This is a genomic window from Neoroseomonas alkaliterrae, from assembly GCF_014199195.1.
GTDB lineage: Bacteria > Pseudomonadota > Alphaproteobacteria > Acetobacterales > Acetobacteraceae > Neoroseomonas > Neoroseomonas alkaliterrae.
In genome coordinates this window covers 1-20,989 of sequence record NZ_JACIJE010000019.1, presented here as the reverse complement: position 1 = coordinate 20,989, position 20,989 = coordinate 1, and the positions used below count along the sequence as shown (strand labels likewise).

At 70.9% G+C, this 20,989-nt stretch carries 18 protein-coding genes; 16 read left to right on the top strand and 2 right to left on the bottom strand.

The annotated features are described in order from the left end of the window. Nucleotides 1–271: 271 nt before the first annotated feature. From FHS88_RS19765 to FHS88_RS19690, 16 genes are all read left to right on the top strand, one after another. Nucleotides 272–2,038, top strand: coding sequence for an AAA family ATPase (locus tag FHS88_RS19765; protein ID WP_184487219.1), 1,767 nt, complete (start codon nucleotides 272–274; stop codon nucleotides 2,036–2,038). Beyond that, nucleotides 2,035–3,327 (top strand): hypothetical protein, encoded by a 1,293-nt coding sequence (locus FHS88_RS19760; RefSeq protein ID WP_184487218.1) that lies wholly within the window; start codon nucleotides 2,035–2,037, stop codon nucleotides 3,325–3,327. The genes FHS88_RS19765 and FHS88_RS19760 overlap by 4 nt, the downstream gene beginning before the upstream one ends. A 107-nt stretch (nucleotides 3,328–3,434) precedes the next feature. Continuing rightward, entirely contained in the window at nucleotides 3,435–4,562 is a 1,128-nt protein-coding gene (locus FHS88_RS19755) for a DNA methyltransferase (protein ID WP_184487217.1), read from the top strand. A 551-nt stretch (nucleotides 4,563–5,113) separates the two neighbouring features. Continuing rightward, the gene (locus tag FHS88_RS19750) at nucleotides 5,114–6,757 is read left to right on the top strand and encodes an efflux RND transporter periplasmic adaptor subunit (RefSeq protein WP_184487216.1); all 1,644 of its coding nucleotides are present in this window, start codon (nucleotides 5,114–5,116) and stop codon (nucleotides 6,755–6,757) included. A gap of 6 nt (nucleotides 6,758–6,763) precedes the next feature. After that, nucleotides 6,764–9,904 (top strand): efflux RND transporter permease subunit, encoded by a 3,141-nt coding sequence (locus FHS88_RS19745; RefSeq protein WP_184487215.1) that lies wholly within the window; start codon nucleotides 6,764–6,766, stop codon nucleotides 9,902–9,904. A 15-nt stretch (nucleotides 9,905–9,919) separates the two neighbouring features. Further along, the gene (locus FHS88_RS19740; protein ID WP_184487214.1) at nucleotides 9,920–10,315 is read left to right on the top strand and encodes a hypothetical protein; all 396 of its coding nucleotides are present in this window, start codon (nucleotides 9,920–9,922) and stop codon (nucleotides 10,313–10,315) included. Then, nucleotides 10,312–11,064, top strand: a complete 753-nt coding sequence (locus FHS88_RS19735; protein WP_184487213.1) for a response regulator transcription factor — start codon at nucleotides 10,312–10,314, stop codon at nucleotides 11,062–11,064. Before FHS88_RS19740 ends, FHS88_RS19735 begins: the two co-directional genes overlap by 4 nt. Further along, nucleotides 11,061–12,365: an ATP-binding protein gene (locus FHS88_RS19730; protein WP_184487212.1), complete on the top strand. Its 1,305-nt coding sequence runs from the start codon at nucleotides 11,061–11,063 to the stop codon at nucleotides 12,363–12,365. Before FHS88_RS19735 ends, FHS88_RS19730 begins: the two co-directional genes overlap by 4 nt. An 88-nt stretch (nucleotides 12,366–12,453) precedes the next feature. Then, a complete protein-coding gene (locus FHS88_RS19725) occupies nucleotides 12,454–12,990 on the top strand; it encodes a Spy/CpxP family protein refolding chaperone (RefSeq protein WP_184487211.1) in 537 nt (178 codons plus the stop codon). Nucleotides 12,991–13,047: 57 nt separating this feature from the next. Beyond that, nucleotides 13,048–13,248 carry a hypothetical protein gene (locus FHS88_RS19720; protein ID WP_184487210.1) on the top strand — a complete coding sequence of 67 codons (201 nt, stop codon included), beginning with the start codon at nucleotides 13,048–13,050 and terminating at the stop codon, nucleotides 13,246–13,248. An 85-nt stretch (nucleotides 13,249–13,333) separates the two neighbouring features. Beyond that, complete coding sequence (gene copM / locus FHS88_RS19715; protein ID WP_246420409.1) at nucleotides 13,334–13,780, top strand: CopM family metallochaperone; 447 nt, start codon at nucleotides 13,334–13,336, stop codon at nucleotides 13,778–13,780. Beyond that, a complete protein-coding gene (locus tag FHS88_RS19710) occupies nucleotides 13,777–14,238 on the top strand; it encodes a DUF411 domain-containing protein (RefSeq protein ID WP_184487209.1) in 462 nt (153 codons plus the stop codon). The genes copM and FHS88_RS19710 overlap by 4 nt, the downstream gene beginning before the upstream one ends. A gap of 245 nt (nucleotides 14,239–14,483) precedes the next feature. After that, nucleotides 14,484–14,891, top strand: coding sequence for a Spy/CpxP family protein refolding chaperone (locus FHS88_RS19705; RefSeq protein WP_184487208.1), 408 nt, complete (start codon nucleotides 14,484–14,486; stop codon nucleotides 14,889–14,891). A 1-nt stretch (nucleotide 14,892) separates the two neighbouring features. Next, nucleotides 14,893–15,144, top strand: coding sequence for a DUF2933 domain-containing protein (locus tag FHS88_RS19700; RefSeq protein WP_184487207.1), 252 nt, complete (start codon nucleotides 14,893–14,895; stop codon nucleotides 15,142–15,144). A gap of 37 nt (nucleotides 15,145–15,181) precedes the next feature. Further along, the gene (locus FHS88_RS19695; protein ID WP_184487206.1) at nucleotides 15,182–15,610 is read left to right on the top strand and encodes a hypothetical protein; all 429 of its coding nucleotides are present in this window, start codon (nucleotides 15,182–15,184) and stop codon (nucleotides 15,608–15,610) included. Between the two features lie 21 nt (nucleotides 15,611–15,631). Next, on the top strand, nucleotides 15,632–18,001 hold the full coding sequence (locus tag FHS88_RS19690; RefSeq protein WP_184487205.1) for a heavy metal translocating P-type ATPase: 2,370 nt from the start codon (nucleotides 15,632–15,634) through the stop codon (nucleotides 17,999–18,001). 38 nt (nucleotides 18,002–18,039) lie between these two features. Here the strand turns inward: FHS88_RS19690 and FHS88_RS19685 are convergent, their stop codons facing one another. Beyond that, the gene (locus FHS88_RS19685) at nucleotides 18,040–19,872 is read right to left on the bottom strand and encodes a hypothetical protein (protein ID WP_184487204.1); all 1,833 of its coding nucleotides are present in this window, start codon (nucleotides 19,870–19,872) and stop codon (nucleotides 18,040–18,042) included. A 13-nt stretch (nucleotides 19,873–19,885) separates the two neighbouring features. After that, a partial coding sequence (locus FHS88_RS19680) for a phage tail protein (protein WP_221244503.1) occupies nucleotides 19,886–20,989 on the bottom strand: 1,104 nt, incomplete at its 5' end.

Sequence of the window (20,989 nt, the reverse complement as noted above, 5' to 3'; positions counted from 1 at the left end):
CCACCAACGAAACCCTGCAACTTCCGCCCAAGGCCGCCTGACCCGTGGCCACCTCAAGCCCACCAGCTTTTTCCACCACGTTGACGGACGTGACCTGGTCGCCCGGCGCCGGACACGTCCGGTGGTTCCTGAGCGGCAGGATCCTCAGGAGCGTCCGTCGTGGCTCCGCAAGGTGTGGTCTATGCTGGAGATTGCGCGCACCCAGCATCCTCCGCCACGATTGCAGGCGCGCCGAGCGATTCGGCTGCCAGCCCCGCCCGGTACCGCCCCGATGCCCTACTTCGTCGAAGACCACCTTCGCCACGCCCTCGACTACATGGCGGACGGCACACACCCGCTGCTGATCAGCTTTCTCGCCATGCTGCGGCTGCAGATCCCGGTCGGCGACGGCCCCCCTGGGCTGCCGTTCGGCGCGCCACAGGAGCATGGTCTGCTCGGCCAGTACTTCAGTCCCCAAGGCGGCACGCCGGAGCGGCCATACTATCTGCCGTTTGGCCCACCAAGGGAGGGCGATCCCCGGTGGAAGCCGGCCAACTATGGCGGGACAAGCCTGCAGCGGATGCGGACTGGGCGGCCTGACTTCTTCAAGAAGGAAACCGTAGCGGGCTCCCCGCGGAAGCTCTTCCGGCTCGCCGAGAACTTCCGGGAAATCCTTGCACGTGACCACAGATCGATCGTGGGCGTCCGTCCGCTTTCGGTCCACAACTTGGCCGTCTGGTTCTACCGCACGGAGGAGTTTCCCGACCAGACCGCGGCGATCACGAGGTTCGCTGAGGAGTTCCGACTGGGCGACTACGGCCTCATCGGCTCCGTATTCACGACGGCCCCGGACCCGGGACTCAGCGTCATCGCGATGGGCGCCACGCCGCTCACCGACCAGGCTATTCTCGACCTCATCGGCGGCCCCGCCCCAGCAGCTGCCCTCGGGGCCGCCCCTGCTGCGCCACTCCCGGATGCAGAGGAAGATGAAGGTGAGGAGGCGGCGGGTACACCACCGCTCGCCGAGGTCGCGCCGGTCGTCGCTGGGACGTGGGACATCTCGAAGACGGAAGTCCTGCGCGCCATCGACGGTCTCAAGGGCGTGGAGGAGGCTGCCCTGCGGGCCATGGCTGCACTGCGTGCAGGCATGCATGTCATCTTCACTGGCCCCCCAGGTTGCGGCAAGACGCAGCTGGCGCAGCGGCTCTGCCGGGCGAGCGGCTTCGCTTGGTCGCTGAGCACGGCCACCGACGCCTGGACAACGTTCGAGGCGATCGGCGGCTATTTCCCGCTTCCGACCCCCACGGGCGCGGAGCGCCTGGACTTCATGCCCGGCGCCATCGTCGCCGCGATGCAGGCCCAGCGCATACTGATCCTCGACGAGATCAACCGGGCTGACATCGATAAGGCGTTTGGCGAGCTGTTCACGCTCCTCTCGGGAAACGACGTGGACCTACCCTTCCGGCAGAACGGTAGCGCCGAGGAGGGGGCGTCTGGGCGCCGCATCCGGCTCGTGGTCCGCGACGCGGCGGCCGAACCGGGAGTGGAGCAGATCCGGATGCCGTCCTGGTGGCGGCTGATCGGCGCCATGAATGACGCCGACAAGGCCAGCCTCAAGCGCCTCTCGTTCGCCTTCGTCCGCCGCTTCGCCTTCGTCCCCCTCGACCTTCCGCCGTGGCGCGAATACGCAGCGCTTCTGAACGCGGCCGCCGGCGAGGGCGGCGGCGGCCTCGGCGCGACCCACCCCCGGTTCGTCCAGGCCGTGCAGTCCCTCTTCGCTACGAAGGACGGTTTGGCCTCGATCGGCATGCCGATGGGCTTCGCGGTCCCGCAGGCCATGATGCGACAGGCCAGGAGCGAGGTCGCCCTCGATGCTGAGCGCAGTGAGGCCGCGCTCCTGGCCTCGACGTTGGAGCTCTACGTCGCACCGCAGTTCCAGGGGCGCGCCGACAGGCACGCCGAGCTGCTGGATCTGATCAAGAAGATCGAGTGGTTTGGTGACGGCCTCCGCACGGAATTCGGCCGCCGCTTGGCGGTGTGGACCGGTTATGTGGAATGACACTGCGGCGGCTGTGGCGCGACTTCATATGTGATCCGGGCCGTGCCGGACGGCACCTGGGCGGCCTGGGCGGAGCGTCGGCAGCGGCGTCTGGCCCGCCCATAGAGCCAGAGGTCCTCGCGCGCTTCGTGGAGAAGCTCGGGCGCGGTCCAGATGCCGTCGAGCTGCTCGCAGACGCGATCGATTTGGCGCACCCGGGCTACGAGGAGTTCTGCCATAGGCACCTCGTCGGCCTTCTCGATTCCCTGGCCAACGAGACAGCGGTCCGGCAAGAAGTGATAGGCCCGGCCCTCCGCGGCGCCCCGCGTTGGGACCTGACGGCGGTCGCGAGGTGCTCGGGCCGGCTTCGCCGGGACCAGTTCGTTGCTCGCCTTCCCACCCGCAGCTTCGCCCTGCCGGAGAACATGGTGGTGCGCTGGCTCGTCGGTTCCCTATCGCGCGGCGTCGCATCGCTCGAGCGCCGCCTCGGCTCGTCTGGCATAGCTACGCGCCACGAGGTGATCCGGCGGGCGTGCGCCAATGCGCTCGGGCACGAATGGTTCCGTGCAGTGCCTGAAGTGGCGGCTCCCTCGGCCTCGATGCTGCTCGCAGCTGCCCGTCAGCGGCTGCCCGCCTACCGGGTGGCGGCAACATTGGCAGCGCGCCGGGCGGCGCGCGAGAGCGGCGGGCGGGCGGCGAGGCATCTCCGGACGCTCGATCTCCTGGCAGCGGAATGGCTGGAGCCCGTCAGCGACGACGAAATCTTCGAGCTCTACACGCTCACGTTGGTGCTCGACGTCTTGGAGCACGAGCTCGGCCTCGGCGCGCCCGTCGAATTCGGCCTGGCAGTGAGTGGACGGGACCACGTCGCCCGGTTCCGGGCGCCGTCCGATGAGGAGGTGCTTGTATTCTTTGATCAGTCGCCGGCATCCGTGCTTGGCGTCCCGTCGCGCTACCTCGGCCTCCTCGACGCGCACGAGGGCGTCAGCGGCAGCCCTCGGCGGCCGGACGTCACCGTCGTCCGGGTCGGGCGTGCCCATCGCGTCGTCGCCCTGGTCGAGGCCAAGCAATCCGCGGACGCCGGCTACATGAGCGACAGCGTGTACAAGGCCATGGGCTACGTGCACGACTTCCAGGCCCTCTGGGACGAGGCGCCGGGGAACCCGAAGGTCGTTGTGCTCTTCCCCGAGCGGGTGTCCCCCCGCCTCGCGGCCGACCTCCGGGCCCTTGAGGTAGCGCTCGTGCACTCGTTCGACCGGCCGGTCCTCGCCCGAGCAATCGGCACCCGCCTAGGGCTCGAGATCACGTAGCTGGCAGGTACGTCGGCGAGAAATGACCACTGTTGACCGCTGTTGAACTCACCTGGCACCCTGACCTGGAGCCGCGTCGTTGCGGCCCGAGTCGGAGGAAGTTCCTGTTGCTTCAGACCCTGCACACCCCGAAGGAGCTGGCCGCCTCCCTCAAGTTGTCGTTGTCCACAATCCGCCGCGCGATCCGGTCGGGCGATCTAGCTTGCGTGAGGGCCGGAAAGGGCCGGCAGATCCGGATCAGCCAAGCCGCGGTCGAGGAATGGCTGGCGGGTAGGTCCCCGGCTCCAAGCTCGGCGGACCCGAGCGACAAACGGCACTTACACCAGCCAAGCGCGGTGCTTGCCCCGGTAGGAGGCGTCCGGAAGACTCGAGAGGGGGACGTCGGCAGGGGTGTGCGCTATTCGCTTCTGACTGCCGACGTGGTAGCCGGGCTCCGATCCTTGGTGGCCGGATCGGTCAACACGATCTGCACCTCGCCCCCCTATTTCTGGCAGCGCGACTACGGCGTTGACGGCCAGATCGGCCACGAGGAGACCATCGAAGGCTACGTGTCGAGCCTGGTGACAGCGTTCTCGGAAGCCAAGCGGGTTCTGACCGATGATGGGCTGCTGTTCCTGAACCTCGGCGACGTCTTCTACAACGCGAAGGGACAGCCCCATGGGCGCGACCGAAAGCATGCGGCGCGGCAGCTGGCCAGGCGGAAGCTTCGGGCCGTGGATGGGCCTGGCCTTGGGCTTCCTAGGAAGTCCCTGATCGGGCTGCCCTGGCGGGTCGCCCTCGGCCTGCAGGCAAAGGGGTGGGTTCTCCGCAGCGCGGTCATCTGGCACAGGCCGAACTCCTTGGGCGAGCCGACGAGCCACGATCGGCCGTGGCGGACCTACGAATTCGTGTTCATCCTGGCCAAACAGCCAAGATACTGGTTCGATCGATCTGCGCTCAGTGCCGAGGAGGACATCTGGACGATCAAAGCGCGGCCAGACAACCCCTACGCGCATTGCGCGCCGTTCCCAGCTGAGCTGGTCGAACGCTGTCTGGCCTGTGGCTGCCCGCCCGGCGGTACGGTCCTCGATCCGTTTGTCGGCTCGGGCACGACGATGCTGGTCGCCCTCAAGTCCGGACGGTCGGCGGTCGGTATCGACATCAATGACGACTACTGCGCTCTTGCAGAACGCAGGATTCGCGAGGAGGTGGCCCCGGGGCTCATCGTCGACGATGCCGCGGCAGAGGCCGCCTGAGCGGAGCTTGAGCCTGCGGCGCCGGGCAGTCGGAGTCGGAAGGCAGTTCCGTTCGCATTCAGCTCGGACCGGGTGAGGGGTGTCCCCGCCGACCCGTTCCGGCGTTAGCCGGCTAGAAATCGTGCTTAGACAATGGCTTAAAGGCTCGGGACTAGAAGCGGCCAAGTCCCAAGCCGCGGAGAGCAGGTGTCGTCCGGAGAGAGATTTCCGGCCTTAAGGCGGTCCCGGAGGTCCCGAGCCTGGCGTGCTAACCCTGGCCCAACCCGCGCCTCAGCGCCGTGACCATCAACCGGGAGAATGGTTCGGGAAAGACCGACTGGAGCAGCGGTGGAAACCCGGGAACGAAATTCTCTGGCGGATGCCTCTTGGTGAAGCAAGTGCGCCGGGATCCCCTGCGCCACCCGGCCCACGATCGTTGCGGACATACTTTGTCATAAACCTGCGCGGCGCCGTCGCACACCGGGCGGCATGGAGGAGGCTTCCAGGAGCCTTCCATGCCGCTTCGTCCCTCCCTGAGCCGTCTGCCGCCGTCACTCCCGCGACTTGTCGCTTTGGTTCTGCTTGCCCTGCTCCTCCTCCACCGGCCTGCCGCCGCGCACGAAGGGCATGACCACGGCGCGGCACCCGAGCCAGTTTCTACTGCGCTGCCGCGGGCCGAAGCCCATAGCGACCTGTTCGAGATCGTCGCGATCCTGCAGCCGGGCGGCGCGCTGACCGTCACGCTCGACCGCTATGCCGACAACAGCCCGCTCGACGGATCGGTGACCCTGACCCTCGATGGCCAGGAGGTTGCCGCCGAGCGCCTGGGAATCGGCCTCTTCGTGGCGCGGCACCCGCTGCTCGAACGGCCCGGCCGGCTCGACGTTGTCTTCACCGTCACGGCCGGCGAGGACATGGACCTGCTGACCGCGACGCTGGACGTGCCAGCGCCGGCAGCGGCGTCCGGAACGATGGTCGAAGCCCTGGCCTTGCTCCAGAGCAACATCGTCCAGATCGGCATCGGGCTCGGCCTGCTGGTGCTCGGCCTTCTGTTGGGGCGGGCCTCCGTCCGCCGTCCCCTGCCGCCGATGGTCGAGGAGGCACCCGCCATCCGTCCAGTAGAGGCCCTGCCGTCCGGCAAGCGGCGCGCTGCCGCACTGCTGCTGATCGCGCTCACCGCCGCCGCACCGGCAGGCGCCCAGCAGGCGCTGGTCACCGGGGAGGTACCGCGCCGCCTGCAGGACGGCGCCATCTTCGTCCCGAAGCCGTCGCAGCGCCTGCTCGGCGTGCGGACGCTGCTGACCGAGAACGGCGAGGCCTCGGCCGCGCTGCGCATGATCGGCACACTGGTCCCGGACCCGAACGCCTCGGGCCGGGTGCAGGCCAGCCAAAACGGGCGGTTGGAGCCGGGCGACGCAGGCTTCCCGACGCTCGGCCAGCGCGTCGAGCGCGGGCAGGTGCTCGCCTACGTCACGCCGACCTACAGCGCGGCCGAGCGGGGCAGCCTCATCCAGAATGCCGCCGAGCTCGACGCGCAGATCACTATTCTCGAGGCGCGCGTCCGCCGCCTGACGACGCTTCGCGGCACCGTGGCCGAGCGCGAGATCGTGGACGCGCAGGCCGAGCTCGCGGGCGCACGCCAGCGGCGCACCGCGATCCAGCCCGCGCTGTCCGGGCGCGAGCCGCTGGTCGCGCCGGTCACGGGAATCGTCTCGACCGTGCGCGGGGCCGTCGGACAGCTCGTGGATAGTGCCACGACGGTCGTCGAGATCGTGGATCCGAGCCGGCTCTGGGTTGAGGCGCTGGCCTTCGACCGCGCGGCGCTGGAGCGCATCACCGGTGCCAATGCCACCCTGCCCGACGGCCGCGTGCTGGATCTGGTGTTCATGGGGCGCGGACTGACGGTCCGGCAGCAGGCGGTGCCGGTGAACTTCCGGGTGGACAACCCGCCGCCGGATGCGCCGATCGGGATCTCGGTCCTTGTCACGCTGCGCACAGCTCGTGCCGTCCAGGGCGTCGTGCTGCCGGCCGATGCGGTGGTCCGCAGCGCCGAGGGGCCACCCGTGGTCTTCGAGCACGCGACCGCCGAGCGCTTCATCCCCCGCCAGGTGCGCGTGCAGCCGCTGGACGGCACCCGCGTGGTGGTGACGGCCGGGCTCGAGGCCGGGCAGCGCGTGGTCGTGCAGGGCGCGGCGCTGATCGCCCAGGTCCGCTGATCCATGATGTTCAACGCGATCGTCGGCTTCTCGCTGCGCAACCGGCTGTTCGTGCTGGTGGCCGCGCTGCTGGTCAGCCTCTACGGCATCTTCACGCTGTCGCGCATGCCGGTGGACGTCTTCCCGGACCTCAACAAGCCGACCGTCACGCTGATGACCGAGGCCGAGGGCTTCGCGCCGGAGGAGGTCGAGCAGCTCGTCTCCTTTCCGATCGAGACGGCAGTGAACGGGCTGCCGGGCGTCACCCGCGTCCGCTCCGTCTCCTCGGTCGGGCTGTCGATCGTCTTCGTCGAGTTCGACTGGGGCGCCGACATCTGGCGCGCGCGCCAGCAGGTGAGCGAACGCCTGGGCCAGATCCAGGCGCAGCTGCCACCCCGCGTGCTGCCGACCATGGCGCCGGTCTCCTCCATCATGGGGGAGATCATGCTGGTGGCGATGACCGCGCCGACGGACGGCTCGGTCGGACCGATGGAGCTGCGCGACCTCGCCGACTGGGTGATGCGGCCGCGGCTGCTGACCATCCCCGGCATCAGCCAGGTCATTCCGATCGGCGGCGAGGTGCGCCAGTTCCGCGTCATGCCGGACCTCGACCGGCTGCACGCGCTCGACCTGACCAATGACCAGCTGATCACCGCGCTGCGCCAGTTCGGCGGCAATGCCGGTGGCGGCTATGTGGACCAGGCAGGCCGTGAGTTCCTGATCCGCAACATAGGGCGCACCACCTCGCTCGAAGATCTGCGCAACGCCACGGTCGGCTTCCGGGAGGGCCAGCCGATCGCGCTTCGGCAGGTGGCGCGCGTCGAATACGGCCCGCGCTTCAAGCGCGGCGAGGCCGGGGTGGACGGGCAGCCCGCGGTGATCCTCGCCATCGCCAAGCAGCCGGGCGCCGACACGATCCGCCTGACGCGAGCGGTGGAGGCGGCGCTGGCCGAGCTGCAGGCCGGCATGCCGCGCGGCGTGGTGGCGGACCGGATCAAGTTCCGCCAGGCCGACTTCATCGCGCAGTCCATCGCGAACCTGCAGCAGGTGCTGGGCGAGGCCTTCATCGTCGTGGCGATCGTGCTCTTCGCCTTCCTGCTGAACACGCGCACCACCTTCATCTCGCTAACGGCGATCCCGCTGTCCATCCTGCTGACGGCGATCGTCTTCGCGGCCTTCGGGCTCTCCATCAACACCATGACGCTGGGTGGCTTGGCCATTGCGGTGGGGGAGTTGGTCGACGACGCGGTGGTGGACGTGGAGAACATCCTGCGCCGCCTCAAGGAGAACGCCGCGCGCGCGGTGCCGGAGCCGGTGATGCAGGTGGTGGTCGCGGCCAGCGCCGAGGTCCGGTCCGGCATCGTCTACGCCACGCTGATCATCGTGCTGGTCTTCCTGCCGCTCTTCGCCCTGACCGGCATCGAGGGAAGGCTCTTCGCCCCACTCGGCATTGCCTACATCGTCTCGATCCTCTGCTCCCTGCTGGTAGCCGTCACCGTCACGCCGGTGCTGTCCTACTGGCTGCTACCCAGGATGCGGCGGGTGCATGCGGGCGACGGGGCGCTGGTGCGTGGGCTCAAGGCCGGGCAGGACCGGCTGTTGCGCTGGGCCTTCGCGCACCGGCCACTGGTGCTCGGCCTCGCCTTCGGCGGCGTCGCCATCGCTGCGGCGAGCGTGCCGTTCCTGCCGCGCGCCTTCCTGCCGCCCTTCAATGAGGGCACGCTGGTGATCAACGTCACCTACCAGCCGGGCATCTCGCTGGCGGAATCGGATGCGCTCGGCCGCGTGGCCGAACGGCTGCTGATGCAGGTGCCCGAGGTGAAGGGTGTCGGCCGCCGCACCGGGCGCGCGGAACTCGACGAGCATGCCGAAGGCGTGCATTCCTCCGAGCTCGATCTTGACCTGCTGGAAGGTGGCCGCCCGCGCGCCGAGGTGCTCGCGGACATCCGGGCGCGGCTCGCTGCCCTGCCAGCAGCGGTCAACATCGGCCAGCCGATCAGCCACCGGCTGGACCACATGCTGTCCGGCGTGCGGGCACAGATCGCGCTCAAGATCTTCGGCGACGACCTCGACACGCTGCGGACGCTGGCCGAGACGCTGCGAGCGCGGCTGGCGGAGAAGGTGCCGGGTCTCACCGACCTGCAGCTCGAACGCCAGGTCCGCATCCCCCAGCTGCGAATCGCCGTCGATCATGAACGCGCCGGCCTCTACGGCGTCTCGGCCGCGGCGCTGACGGAAACCCTTGAGTCCCTCACCGGGGGCACCGTCGTCAGCCAGATCCTGGACGGCGCGCGCCGCTTCGACGTGGTGCTGCGCCTCGCCGACGAGGATCGCACCACGACCCGCCTGGCCGAGGCGCTCGTGCCCACGCCGCATGGCCGCGTGCCGCTCGGCCTGCTCGCCCGCGTCGAGGAAGGCGACGGCCCGAACCAGATCCTGCGGGAGGGTGCGCGCCGGCGCATTGTGGTGCTGGCGAACACCACGCCCGACGCTGACATGGCACAGGTGATCGCCGGCATCCGCGCCGAGCTGGCCCGCATGCAGATGCCGACTGGCTACACGACGGCGCTGGAAGGCACCTTCCAGGCGCAGGAGGAGGCGATGCAGACCATCGCCGTCCTCGCCCTCGTGTCGCTCGGCCTGATCTTCGTCGTGCTCTACTCGCGGTATCGCTCGGCCATGCTGGCGGTGATCATCATGGGCAACGTGCCGCTCGCGCTGATCGGCGCGGTCGCGGCGATCTGGATCGCGGGGCAGCCGCTCTCGGTCGCGACGCTGGTGGGCTTCGTAACGCTCACCGGCATCACCACCCGCAACGGCATCTTGAAGGTCAGCCACTACCTGAACCTGGCGCTGCACGAGGGCGAGCGGTGGGGCCTCGCGCTGGTGCTGCGCGGCAGCGCGGAGCGCCTGACGCCGGTGCTGATGACCGCGCTCTCCGCCGGCCTGGCCTTGATCCCGCTCGCAATCGGCGCGGACGCGCCGGGCAAGGAGATCCTGCACCCGGTCGCCATCACCATCCTGGGCGGCTTGGTCAGCGCCACGCTGCTCGACACGCTGGTGACGCCCATCCTGTTCCACCGCTTCGGCCGGCCGGCCCTGGAACGCCTCCGCGCCGAGGCCGAGGAGCGACGCGCTGGCGGGGCGCTCGCCCCCGAGACATTCTGAGCCCTGGAGAATCCGATGCCGACCAAGCGCAGCCTCATCGCCGCCGCTCTTCTCGTCCTTCCGTCCCTGGCGATGGCGCATGGTCCCTCGCGCGGCCCGAACGGTGGCCAGATGCAGGATATCGGCAGCTACCACGGCGAGCTGCTGGCGCAGGACGGACGGCTGACCTTCTTCCTGTTCGACGCGAATGACCGACCGCTCTCCGCGAGTGGCGCCACGGCGACGGCCATCGTGCTCGCCGGGGGGCGGCAGCAGACGCTGACCTTCGCGCCCCGGCCAGATGGCGCCGCGCTGGTCGCCAGCGGGGAGTTCCGGGCCGAGCCCAGCCTGCGCGTCGTCGTGCAGCTGGTGCCCGCCGCCGGGCAGCCGCGCATCCAGGCGCGCTACGCGCCCATTGAAGCAACCAGATGAGCGACGCCGCGGAACGCCGCCTGCTCGACCCCGAGGCACATCTCCTCGTCGTCGAGGATGATGGCGAGATGCGCAACCTTGTGGCGCGCCTGTTGCGGGAGGCGTCCTTCCGGGTCTCGACCGCGCGCGACGGGCGCGAGATGTGGGAGGTGCTGGACAGCCCGGCCGGCCAGCCGGACCTGATCCTGCTCGACGTCATGCTCCCGGGGGCATCCGGCCTCGACCTGCTCCGCCGCCTGCGGGAGCGTTCGCGTGTGCCGGTCCTCATGCTGACCGCGCGCGGGGAGGAGATGGACCGCGTGCTGGGCCTCGAGCTCGGCGCCGACGACTACGTGGCGAAGCCCTTCGCGCCGCGCGAGCTGGTCGCGCGCGTCCGTGCGCTGCTGCGCCGCGCGGCCCCGGCGGATGCACAGCCGGACCCGCGGTCGCGGCGGCTGGCCTTCGCTGGCTGGGTGTTGGACACCGCGCGCCGCGAACTCACCTCGCCCGAGGGCGTGGCGGTAGATCTCTCCGGCGCGGAATATGACCTGCTGATTGCCTTCCTGGAGCATCCGCAGCGGGTCCTGTCGCGCGAGCAGCTGCTGGAGGTGGCGAAGCGCCGCGTCGGCACCGACCCGTTCGACCGAACGGTAGATGTCCAGGTGAGCCGACTGCGCCGGAAGATCGAGCCGGAGGACGATAGCCCGTCTCTCATCAAGACGGTGCGTGGCGCTGGGTACGTGCTGGTGGCGGACGTGACCCGGGCATGAGGTCCCTCTGGCCTGCGAGCCTGGCCGGACGCATCACGCTGCTGCTGCTGGGCGGGCTGATGCTGCTGCACGTCGGTAGCATGTGGGTGCATGAGCGCGCACTGCGCGACACGGAGCAGGGCGCGCGCATCGAGCGCATGGCGGACCATCTGGCGGCGGCGCGCGCGGCGGTGGCCCCCCTCCCCGAGGCGGCGCGGGACGCGGCGGCGCACGGCATCTCGCGCCCGGGCCTCGAGATCCACTGGGATCGCGTGGCTCCCTTGCCGGAGGCCGCACCGCCCGAAGCCCTTGCCGAAGCGGCCGCACGGCTCGGCCCGGGCGCGCGGATCGGCTGGGACCCCAAGGCGGAGCCGGGCCACCGCCTACTCGGCGCGCTGCCGGCCGAAGGCGGCGGCTGGATCGTCTTCTCGGCGCCGTGGCTCGGCGCTGGCGGGGGGGCGCTCGACCACGGTGCGATCGCCTCGATGGTTGCGATGGCGCTCGGCATTGCGGGCGTCTCGATCCTGGTGGTGCGCTGGATCACTGGCCCGCTGCGGCGCCTGTCCGCCGCGGCGGACCGCATCGGCCGCGACCCGAGCCCCCAGCCCGTTCCCATGGAAGGGCCGGAGGAGGTGCGCCACGCGGCGGCGGCCTTCAATGCCATGCAGGACCGCATCGCGCGGCTGCTGGAGGACCGCACGGAAGCCCTGGCGGCCATGAGCCATGACCTGCGCACGCCGCTGTCCAGGCTGCAGCTTCGCGTGGGTTTCCTGCCGGAGGGCGAGGACCGCGCCCGGCTGGAAGCCGACATCGCCGAGATGGAAGCCATGGTCGCGCGCACCCTCGACTACATCCGCGAGGGCCGGGACGCCGAGCCGGTGCGGCCCGCCGACCTGGCGGCCATCCTGCAGACCCTGGCATCGGACGCCGCCGACCAGGGGCACGACGTGGCCTATCAGGGGCCGGGGCGTGCTGTGCTGCCGCTTCGGCGCATCGCGGCGAAGCGCGCGCTCTCGAACCTGGTCGACAACGCGCTGCGCCATGGTCGCCCCCCGGTGCGGCTGCGCATCCACGACGAGGGACCCATGCTGGCTGTTGAGGTCTCCGACGCCGGCACCGGCATCGCCGAGGCCGACCGCGCCCGGGCCTTGGCGCCCTTCGTCCAGCTCGACCCCGCGCGCAGCGGCTCGGGGGTTGGCCTGGGTCTGGCGATCGCGCAGCGCTTCGCGCAGGCCAGCAACGGCCACCTGGAGCTGGGCACGTCTCGGGAAGGCGGATTACTGGCCCGGTTGGTCCTCCCCCGGCAGGGGAGCAAGAGTTGAGGCGCCTCCCCCTGGCCGCGCGTGATCGTGGCCCGCGCCGACGTCGCCGCCAGGCGGCGGCACGAGACAGCCTCTCCAGGAGCATCGCATGCGTTCCCGCCTCGCCGCCCTCCTTTTTGCGTTCTCGCTTTCGCCAGCTCTCGCGCAGCACGCCGGCCATGGCGGGCACTCCCCGGCTGGGCTCGCGCCCTATGCCGGGCAGCAGACCCGCGAGGCGGCCGGGCTCGATGCCGCTGAAGCCGCCGACCTGCGCGCGGGGCGCGGCATGGGATTCGCCCTGCCGGCCGAGCTGAACGGCTATCCCGGCCCGATGCATGTGCTGGAGCTGGCCGACCGCCTGGCCCTCGACCCCGCCCAGCGCGCGCGGATGGAGGCACTGCGCGCCGCCATGCTGGCGGAGGCCCGCCCGCTCGGGGAGGCGCTGATCGCCGCCGAACGCGCGCTCGACGAGGTGTTCCGTGGCGGCACGGCGACCGTGGCCGAGGTGGATGCTGCGACGGAGGCGGCGGCTCTGGCGCGCGGCCGCGTGCGGGCCGCGCATCTGCGCGTCCACCTCGCGACGCGCGACGCCCTCACGCCCCAGCAGCGCGCCGCCTATGCGCGTCTCCGGGGCTATGCCCCTTGAGCTTGCCGTGGGGGTAAGCCGCATCTTCCGGCAGCCCATCAGGAGGACCAGAGCGCCATGATCCGAATCGCGATCCCGAACATGACCTGCGGTGGCTGCGCGAAGGGCGTGATGGCCACGCTGCGCGAGGCCGCGCCGGGGCAGCAGCCGCGCATTGACCTGGAACGCCGGGAGGTCGTGCTCGCGGGCGACGCGGCCGCCCTCGTGGCCGCTCTCCGCGCCGATGGCTGGGAGGCGACGGTGGCGGGAGCGGCCTGAGCGGACATCCTTTGTCACGCGCCGTTGAAGCAACGACGCGGAGCGCGGCGCATCTTCGGTGCTCCAGACCGAAGGGAACTCCACCATGCGCCGTTCCGTCCTGATCGCCTCTGCCGCAGTCCTCATCGCCGGGCTCGGCGGGTTCATGCTGGCCGAGGCCCAGCCGCAGCACGGCCCGGGCCATGGCATGCCGATGATGCAGGGCCAGGGCATGCCGATGACGCCCGGCCAGCGGCCCGGCGCCCACAACCACGCGCAGGCGCCGGCCAACGCGACGCCCGCCACGCGCGCCTTCATCGCGGCGAACGAGAGGATGCATCGCGACATGGCGATCACCTTCTCGGGCAACGCCGACCGCGACTTCGTCGCCGGCATGATCCCGCACCACCAGGGCGCCATCGACATGGCGCGGATCGCGCTGGAGTACGGCAGCGACCCGGAGGTGCGCGCCATCGCGGAGGCTGTCATCCGCGAACAGGAGCGCGAGATCGTGCAGATGCGCGCGATCCTGGCCCGGATGCCGGTACGATGAGGCGCCGCGGCCTCCTCGTCAGCGCTCTTGTGGCTGCGGCGGCGCCGGCCCTGGCGCAGCGCAGCGAGCGGGTCGAGGTCTGGCGCGACCCGAATTGCGGCTGCTGTTCCGGCTGGGTCGGGCATCTCCGGACGTCAGGCTTCGCCGTCGAGGATCGCGTCGTCGCCTCGGTGGCGCCGTTCCGCAGGATGCTGGGCACGCCCGCCGACCTGCTGTCCTGCCATGCCGCGCGGGTCGCCGGCCTCGCCCTGGAGGGTCATGTGCCTGCCCTGGCGATCCGTCGCCTGCTCGCGGAACGACCCGCTGGCATCGTCGGCCTTGCCGTGCCGGCCATGCCCGTTGGCTCGCCCGGGATGGAAGTCCCCGGACAGCCGCCCGACACCTACGACGTGATCGGCTGGCGCGCCGACGGCACGCACGAGCCGTTCATGCGCTTTGTGGGTGCCCAGCCGGCCTGACAAAGAAAAAGGACAAGACCATGAGGAAGCTCAGCACGCTGACGGCCACCGGCATGCTTGTAGTCGGCCTTGCCGGAAACGCACTCGCCCAGGCGCCGGCTACGGGTGGCGCGGCCCCGGACCCCCACCATCCCGAGGCGCCGGCCACGTCGCCGCAAGCAGCGCCGCCGGCCGCACAGCGAGGCGCGCCAGCACCCGGCGTGGCGGGGCCAGGTGGCGGGATGATGGGCGGGGAGATGGGTCGCATGATGCAGCCCATGATGCAGCAGATGATGCAGGGGCGCATGGCGGCCGCCGCGATGCAGCCCTTCCGCCGGATCGAGGGACAGCTAGCGTACTTCCGTGCAGAGCTGCGGATCACCGACGCCCAGGCCCAGCCGTGGAACGCCTTCGCGGATGCCGTCCGGGCGCAGGCCGAGAGGCTTCGTCAGGCCACGCAGCAGGCGATGGCGGGCGCTGCCGAGGTTGGACCGGCGCCGCAGCAGATGGAGCGCCGCATCGCCCTTCTCTCCGCCCATCTAGACGCGATGCGCGCGGTCGCGGCGGCCGCGACGCCGCTCTATGCGGCCCTGTCGGAGGAGCAGCGGCGCACTGCCGACGAGCTGATGGCCGAACACTTCCGCACCATGCGGATGGGGATGAGGATGCCGTGACATGGCGCGGACTCACCTCGTCAGCACGGAGGGCGCGCCATCCTGGTGGCGAACGCGGACCGGAATCGCGGTGATCGGCTTCGCGCTGGTCGGCGCCTTTTATGTGCTCCGGGAACATTGGGGCCACGCACTTGGCACGCTGCCCTATCTGCTGATCCTCGCCTGCCCGCTGATGCACCTGTTCATGCACCGCGGACATCACCACCACGCCGGCGGCTCGGATACGCCGCCCGACACGCAGCGACGCGGCTGAAGCCATGGCGGTCGCGGCGCATCCTAGTGGCGCCGCGATGGCCATGGCGGGGCGCTACCTGGCACTGCTGCTGGTCGCCAACCTCGCCTGGGAGATCGCGCAGCTGCCGCTCTACACGCTGTGGTGGGAAGGCAGCCCGGGCGAGATCGCATGGGCGGTTCTGCACTGCACTGTGGGCGATGGGATGATCGGCGCCGTCTCGCTCGGTGGTGCATGGCTTCTGACCGGGGCATGGGGCTGGCCGGAGCGGGGTTTCGGCCGCGTGGCGATAGCAGCCACGATCTTCGGCGTCGGGGCGACCTTCGTGCTCGAATGGCTGAACGTCGAAATCTGGCGAAATTGGTCCTACGCCGCCGCCATGCCGCGCCTGCCGCCGCTGGGGACCGGGCTGACGCCCGTGCTCCAGTGGCTGCTGCTGCCGCCTATTTGTCTCCTTGCCGCGCGCCATGTGGCGCCCACGCGCTGACAAGCCCTTCGGAGTCTGACCATGAACGAGCGGCACGATCGTCAACAACACGGCCATCATGGCCACAGCGTCACTGGTCAGGCCGAAGGTGGCGCCTCGGTGAAGGACCCGGTGTGCGGGATGACGGTAGACCCGGCAACGACGCCGCACCGTGCGGAGCACGCCGGGACTGCCTACCACTTCTGCTCTGCCGGTTGCCGGACGAAGTTTCTGGCGGATCCGGCGAAATACCTCGATCCGAAGCCCGCGCTGCGCGCCGAGACCGTTGGGCCAGGCACCATCTACACCTGCCCGATGCACCCGCAGATCCGCCAGCTTGGTCCGGGCAGCTGCCCGATCTGCGGCATGGCACTGGAGCCCGAGACGCCCGCTGCCGAGGCCGGCCCAAATCCGGAGCTGGTGGATTTCACGCGCCGATTCTGGATCGGGCTCGTGCTCACCCTGCCGATCGTCGTCCTCGAGATGGGCGGCCACCTCACCGGCATGATGCATCTGGTCGGCGGGCCGCAGGTGGGCAACTGGCTTCAGCTCGCGCTCGGAACACCGGTCGTGCTGTGGGCGGGCTGGCCGTTCTTCGTGCGCGGCTGGCAGAGCCTGGTAAACCGCAGCCTCAACATGTTCACGCTGATCGCGCTCGGCACCGGTGTGGCTTGGCTGTTCAGCGTGGTGGCGACCGCGGCACCCGGGATCTTCCCGGACGCCTTCCGCGCGCCGGACGGTTCGGTGGCGGTGTATTTCGAGGCAGCGGCGGTCATCGTCGTGCTGGTGCTGCTTGGTCAGGTTCTGGAGTTGCGGGCACGCGAGCAGACCGGCGGAGCAATTCGCGCCCTGCTCGACCTCGCGCCGGCCATGGCGCGCCGTCTACGCGACGACGGATCGGAGGAGGAGGTGCCGCTCGCCGCGATCCAGCGCGGCGACCGGCTGCGCGTGCGGCCCGGCGACAAGGTGCCGCTGGATGGCGCCGTGCTGGAGGGCCGGTCGAACGTCGACGAAAGCATGGTGACGGGGGAATCTGTACCCGTGGCCAAGGAGACCGGGGACCAGGTCGTCGGCGGCACCCTGAACGGCCAAGGCAGCTTCATCATGCGTGCCGACCGCATCGGCCAGGACACGGTGCTCGCGCAGATCGTCCGGATGGTGGCGGGTGCGCAGCGCTCGCGTGCGCCGATCCAGCGCCTCGCCGATCAGGTGAGCGGCTGGTTCGTGCCGGCTGTCGTGGTGATCGCCGTGCTCGCCTTCATCGCCTGGTCGGCGTGGGGGCCGGAGCCGCGCCTAGCCTTCGCGCTGGTCGCGGCGGTCACGGTGCTGATCATCGCCTGCCCCTGCGCGCTCGGGCTTGCGACACCGATGAGCATCATGGTGGGCGTCGGGCGCGGCGCGCAGGCCGGCGTGCTGATCAAAAACGCCGAGGCGCTGGAGCGGCTTGAGCGCATCGACACGCTGGTCGTCGACAAGACCGGCACGCTCACCCGCGGGCGCCCGGAGGTCGTCGCGCTGCTGCCGGCGCCAGGGCTGGCGGAGGAGGAGCTTCTCCGCCTCGCGGCCGGGCTGGAGCGACCGAGCCAGCACCCGCTGGCCGAGGCCGTGGTGCGCGCCGCCGAGGCCCGCGGCCTGGCGATACCTCCCGTGGAGGGGTTCGACGCGCCCATGGGGCGAGGCGTGACGGGCACCGTCGAAGGCCGGCGGGTAGCGGTCGGCAACGCCCGGCTCATGACTGAACTCGGCGTGGACCCCGGCCCTCTCGCCGCCGAGGCGGAGCGGCTACGCGGCGACGGCGCGACGGTGTTCTTCGTGGCGGCGGACGGGCGGCCCGCCGGTCTCGTCGCGGTGGCGGACCCGGTGAAGCAGACGACGCCGGCCGCGCTCGCGGGGCTGAAGGAGGAGGGCATCCGCGTCGTGATGCTCACCGGCGACAACCGCACAACGGCGGAGGCGGTGGCCCGCCGGCTCGGCATCGCCGAGGTCGAGGCCGAGGTCCTGCCAGAGGACAAGCAGCGGATCGTGGAGCGCCTGAAGGCCGAAGGCCGGCATGTGGCGATGGCCGGCGACGGGGTGAACGACGCCCCGGCCTTGGCCGCGGCCGAGGTCGGCATCGCGATGGGCACCGGGACCGACGTGGCGATCGAGAGCGCGGGGGTGACGCTGCTCGGCGGCGACCTGACCGGCATCGTGCGGGCCCGGCGTCTTTCGCGCGCGGTGATGCGCAACATCCGCGAGAACCTGTTCTTCGCCTTTGCCTACAACGCGGCGGGCGTACCGATTGCCGCTGGCGTACTGTACCCGTTCTTCGGCATCCTGCTCTCGCCACTGATCGCAGCGGCGGCAATGGCGCTATCCTCGGTGAGCGTGGTCGGCAATGCCCTGCGGCTGAGGACCACGTCGCTCGAATGACGACCAGAGCACCCAACTCAGGTTGGAGACGAGTACGCTCAAACCACTCGCCGTTTCACCACCTGGACGGCCAGCGGCGCCGCGGCGAGATCCACTGTCGACGCGCTCACGTTGCGCGCCGTTACGCGCACGCTGTTGTTGGACCACACATGGCAGTCCAGCACGAAGGCGATGCTGCTGGTGTCGAGCGACGCGTCCGCGAAGTCGCCGCGCCGCGCGCCCGGCACAGTCACGTCGACGTTCGCCGTAGCGCCGGGCCCGAGGCTCGGCAGGTCCCAGCTGGTCTCCAGCGCAAGCGTCCGCGTCCCGGCAGGTAGCGACGGGCAGCCGTAGAGGATCGCCGGCGCGTCCTCCGGCAGGCCGTAGAGCCGCAGCGCCTCGAGCTCGATCTGCCCGTCGAAGCCGATGACCCCGATCTGCGCGAAGGCCACCCCCGCCCCGAGCCGCACCGTCTGCCGCCGATTGAGCGAGCTGTCCTGCATCACCGCGCCGGCCTGCCAGCTCTTCGAGGCGGTGTCCCACTGCATGGTGGTGCCGGAGGCCAGCACGTCCTGCGGCTGGTTCTCCCGCACGGTGCCCGCCCCGTCGAAGGGTCGCACGCAGAGCCGCCCGCCATCGGCGCCGCCGACCAGCCAATGCGCCAGGGTGAACTCCTTCGCGTGCGTGGTCTGCGCCACGAAGGCGACGCCCCGGTTGGCGTTCAGCAGCAGCCCCCGTCCGGTCGCCGCGACCCCGTCCAGCCCGTTCCAGGACAGCGCGGCCATGGTGGTCTCGGTCGTCGTCGAGGTGGCGATGATGCAGGCGCCCTCGACGCCGATCTCGGTGTTGCTGTGCCGGAAGGCGGCGGCGCGCAGGTTCGGGATGACCGCCAGCAGTCGGGTCAGCCGCGATGCCGGCGCGCGGTGGCGGTTGTAGACGGCGTTACCGGCCCGGGTCGCCGTCGCGGTGTAGTCGATGCCGATGGCGTAGGTCTGCGCCCAGGCCACTTCGTACTCGCAGTCAGTCGCCGCCCCGGTGTGCTGCGCCGCGATCGGCGAGCAGGCCTCCATGCGCATGCCCCGCGCGATGATGGCCGTGCCGCTGGTCTCGTTCAGGAAGGGGATGGCGACGTTGGGGTCGAGCTGGCGGAGCTCGAAGTTCGGCCCGTCGAAGATGTGCCGGTTGTGGTTGTTGTAGGCCCCGGCCTGGCGCGAGAAGCGCACACCGAAGCGGTCGAGGGTCGGGTTGATCCCGGTCGCGCAGGCGAAGTGGCCGCCGTAGTAGCGGATCGAGGTGTTCCACGCCGTCGCGGTGGCGCAGTGCGCGTCGAGCCCGTAGCGGTTGTTCAGGATCCGCCCGAGGATCAGCGTGGTGTCCTCGAAGCCGCGCCCGTCGCCAAGGGTGCGCAGCCCGATCGTGAAGCCCGAGACCAAGCGGAGGTCGAGCAGCGAGGAGTCGAGGTTGCGGGCGAGGATGCCGATGTCGACCTCGCTCAGCCAGTCCGACTGGATCTGCCGCGTGACCTGCAGGTTGAGGTAGAGCTTCTCGCCGTTGCGGGTGGTGCCGCCGTCGCCCAGCGTCAGCACCGTCGCCGGCGCGTTCGCCGCGCCGGTGTACTGGATCACGCCCTGCATGATTAGCCCGCGGGCGCCGCCGCCGAGGGTGACGCCGGCGTCGACGTTCCAGGTGCCGGGCGGGATGACGGCGAACTTGCCGTCCGCCGCGGCGCGGTCGAAGCAGGCCTGGATGGCGGCGCGGTCGTTCGCGGCGCCGTCACCCAGGCCCCCGAAGTCGCGCGGCAGCACCGCCTCGCGGTCGCGCAGGTACTTCGCCAGGTCGGTCTTGGAGATGTTCTGGCCGAGGACCATCAGGTCGTCGATGCGGGCGGCCATGGGCTGCCTCCGATCAGAGCGCGGTGGCGGTGACGGGCCCGGCGAGGGCCGAGACGTTGCCCTCGGCGGAGACGGCGCGGACCCAGTACCAGCGGGTCTGGCCGGCGGTGAGGCCGGTGCGGTCCCAGGGCAGCGCGGTGGGCTCGGTGGGCAGCTTCACGGCGGCGGCCAAGCTGGCGCTGCTGGCCTCGAACACCTGCAGCCGCACCGCGTCGGCCGGGAAGCCGCCGGAGAGCCGCACGCCGCCGGTGATGCCGAGCGCGGCGGGCGCGGTCACGGCTCCGGGGATGGCCGCCTCCCGCCAGCCCGACACCGCCCCGCTGCGGGCCACGGCGCGCGCCCGGGCGGCCGTCGGCTCGGCGGTGGGGATCGAGGCGGCCGTGGCGCCGAGTGCGCCGCCGTAGCCCTGCCAGGTGGCGACGGAGGCGGGGCGGAACTCGAGTTCGTAGCCGGCGAGATAGGCGCTGCCGACCGCCGACCAGGAGACACCAAGGGCGGCGAAGGCCGGACCGAGTGGCGTCTCAACCGTGATGCTGGCGGGCGCCGCGATGACGCCGGGGTTCGGCAGCACCACGGAGGGGCTGTCGCCGGCGGCGCGCTCGTCCACCGCCGGGTTCCAGTCCCAGACGGCCGGGTCCTCCTCGGAGAGGGTGAGATCCACTCCACCGTCCGGGGACAAGCGCCAGCCCGTCACCCGCGCCGGGAACGGCCCGACCCGGTCGAGGGCGACCGTCACCCCGTCCCATGGCCGCAGCCGCAGGGCAGAGAGGTTGGCCGGGAAGGCCACCTCCCGCTGGCGGCGGATCCGTTCGAGCTCGGCCTTCATCAGGCGCTGCACGGTCGCGACCGAGGTGGTCAGCGGGTACTCGAGGTCGCGGTAGATCTGCTCGCCGCCGTCCTCGGCGACGTAGTTCGAGGCGAGCAGCGGCGGGGCGTCGGTCGGCTGCCAGTTCTTCGCCGGGTCGACGTAGACGGCCCGCACCCCGTTGAAGAGATCGCGCCGCGGCCGGCTGCCCTGGATGGTGACGTCGCCCCGCAGGTCGTCCGAGGTGAGCGTCGCCGCCGGCAGCGCCGGGCCGCCGGCATGGATGAAGAACCGCCCGCCCGAGACCACCAG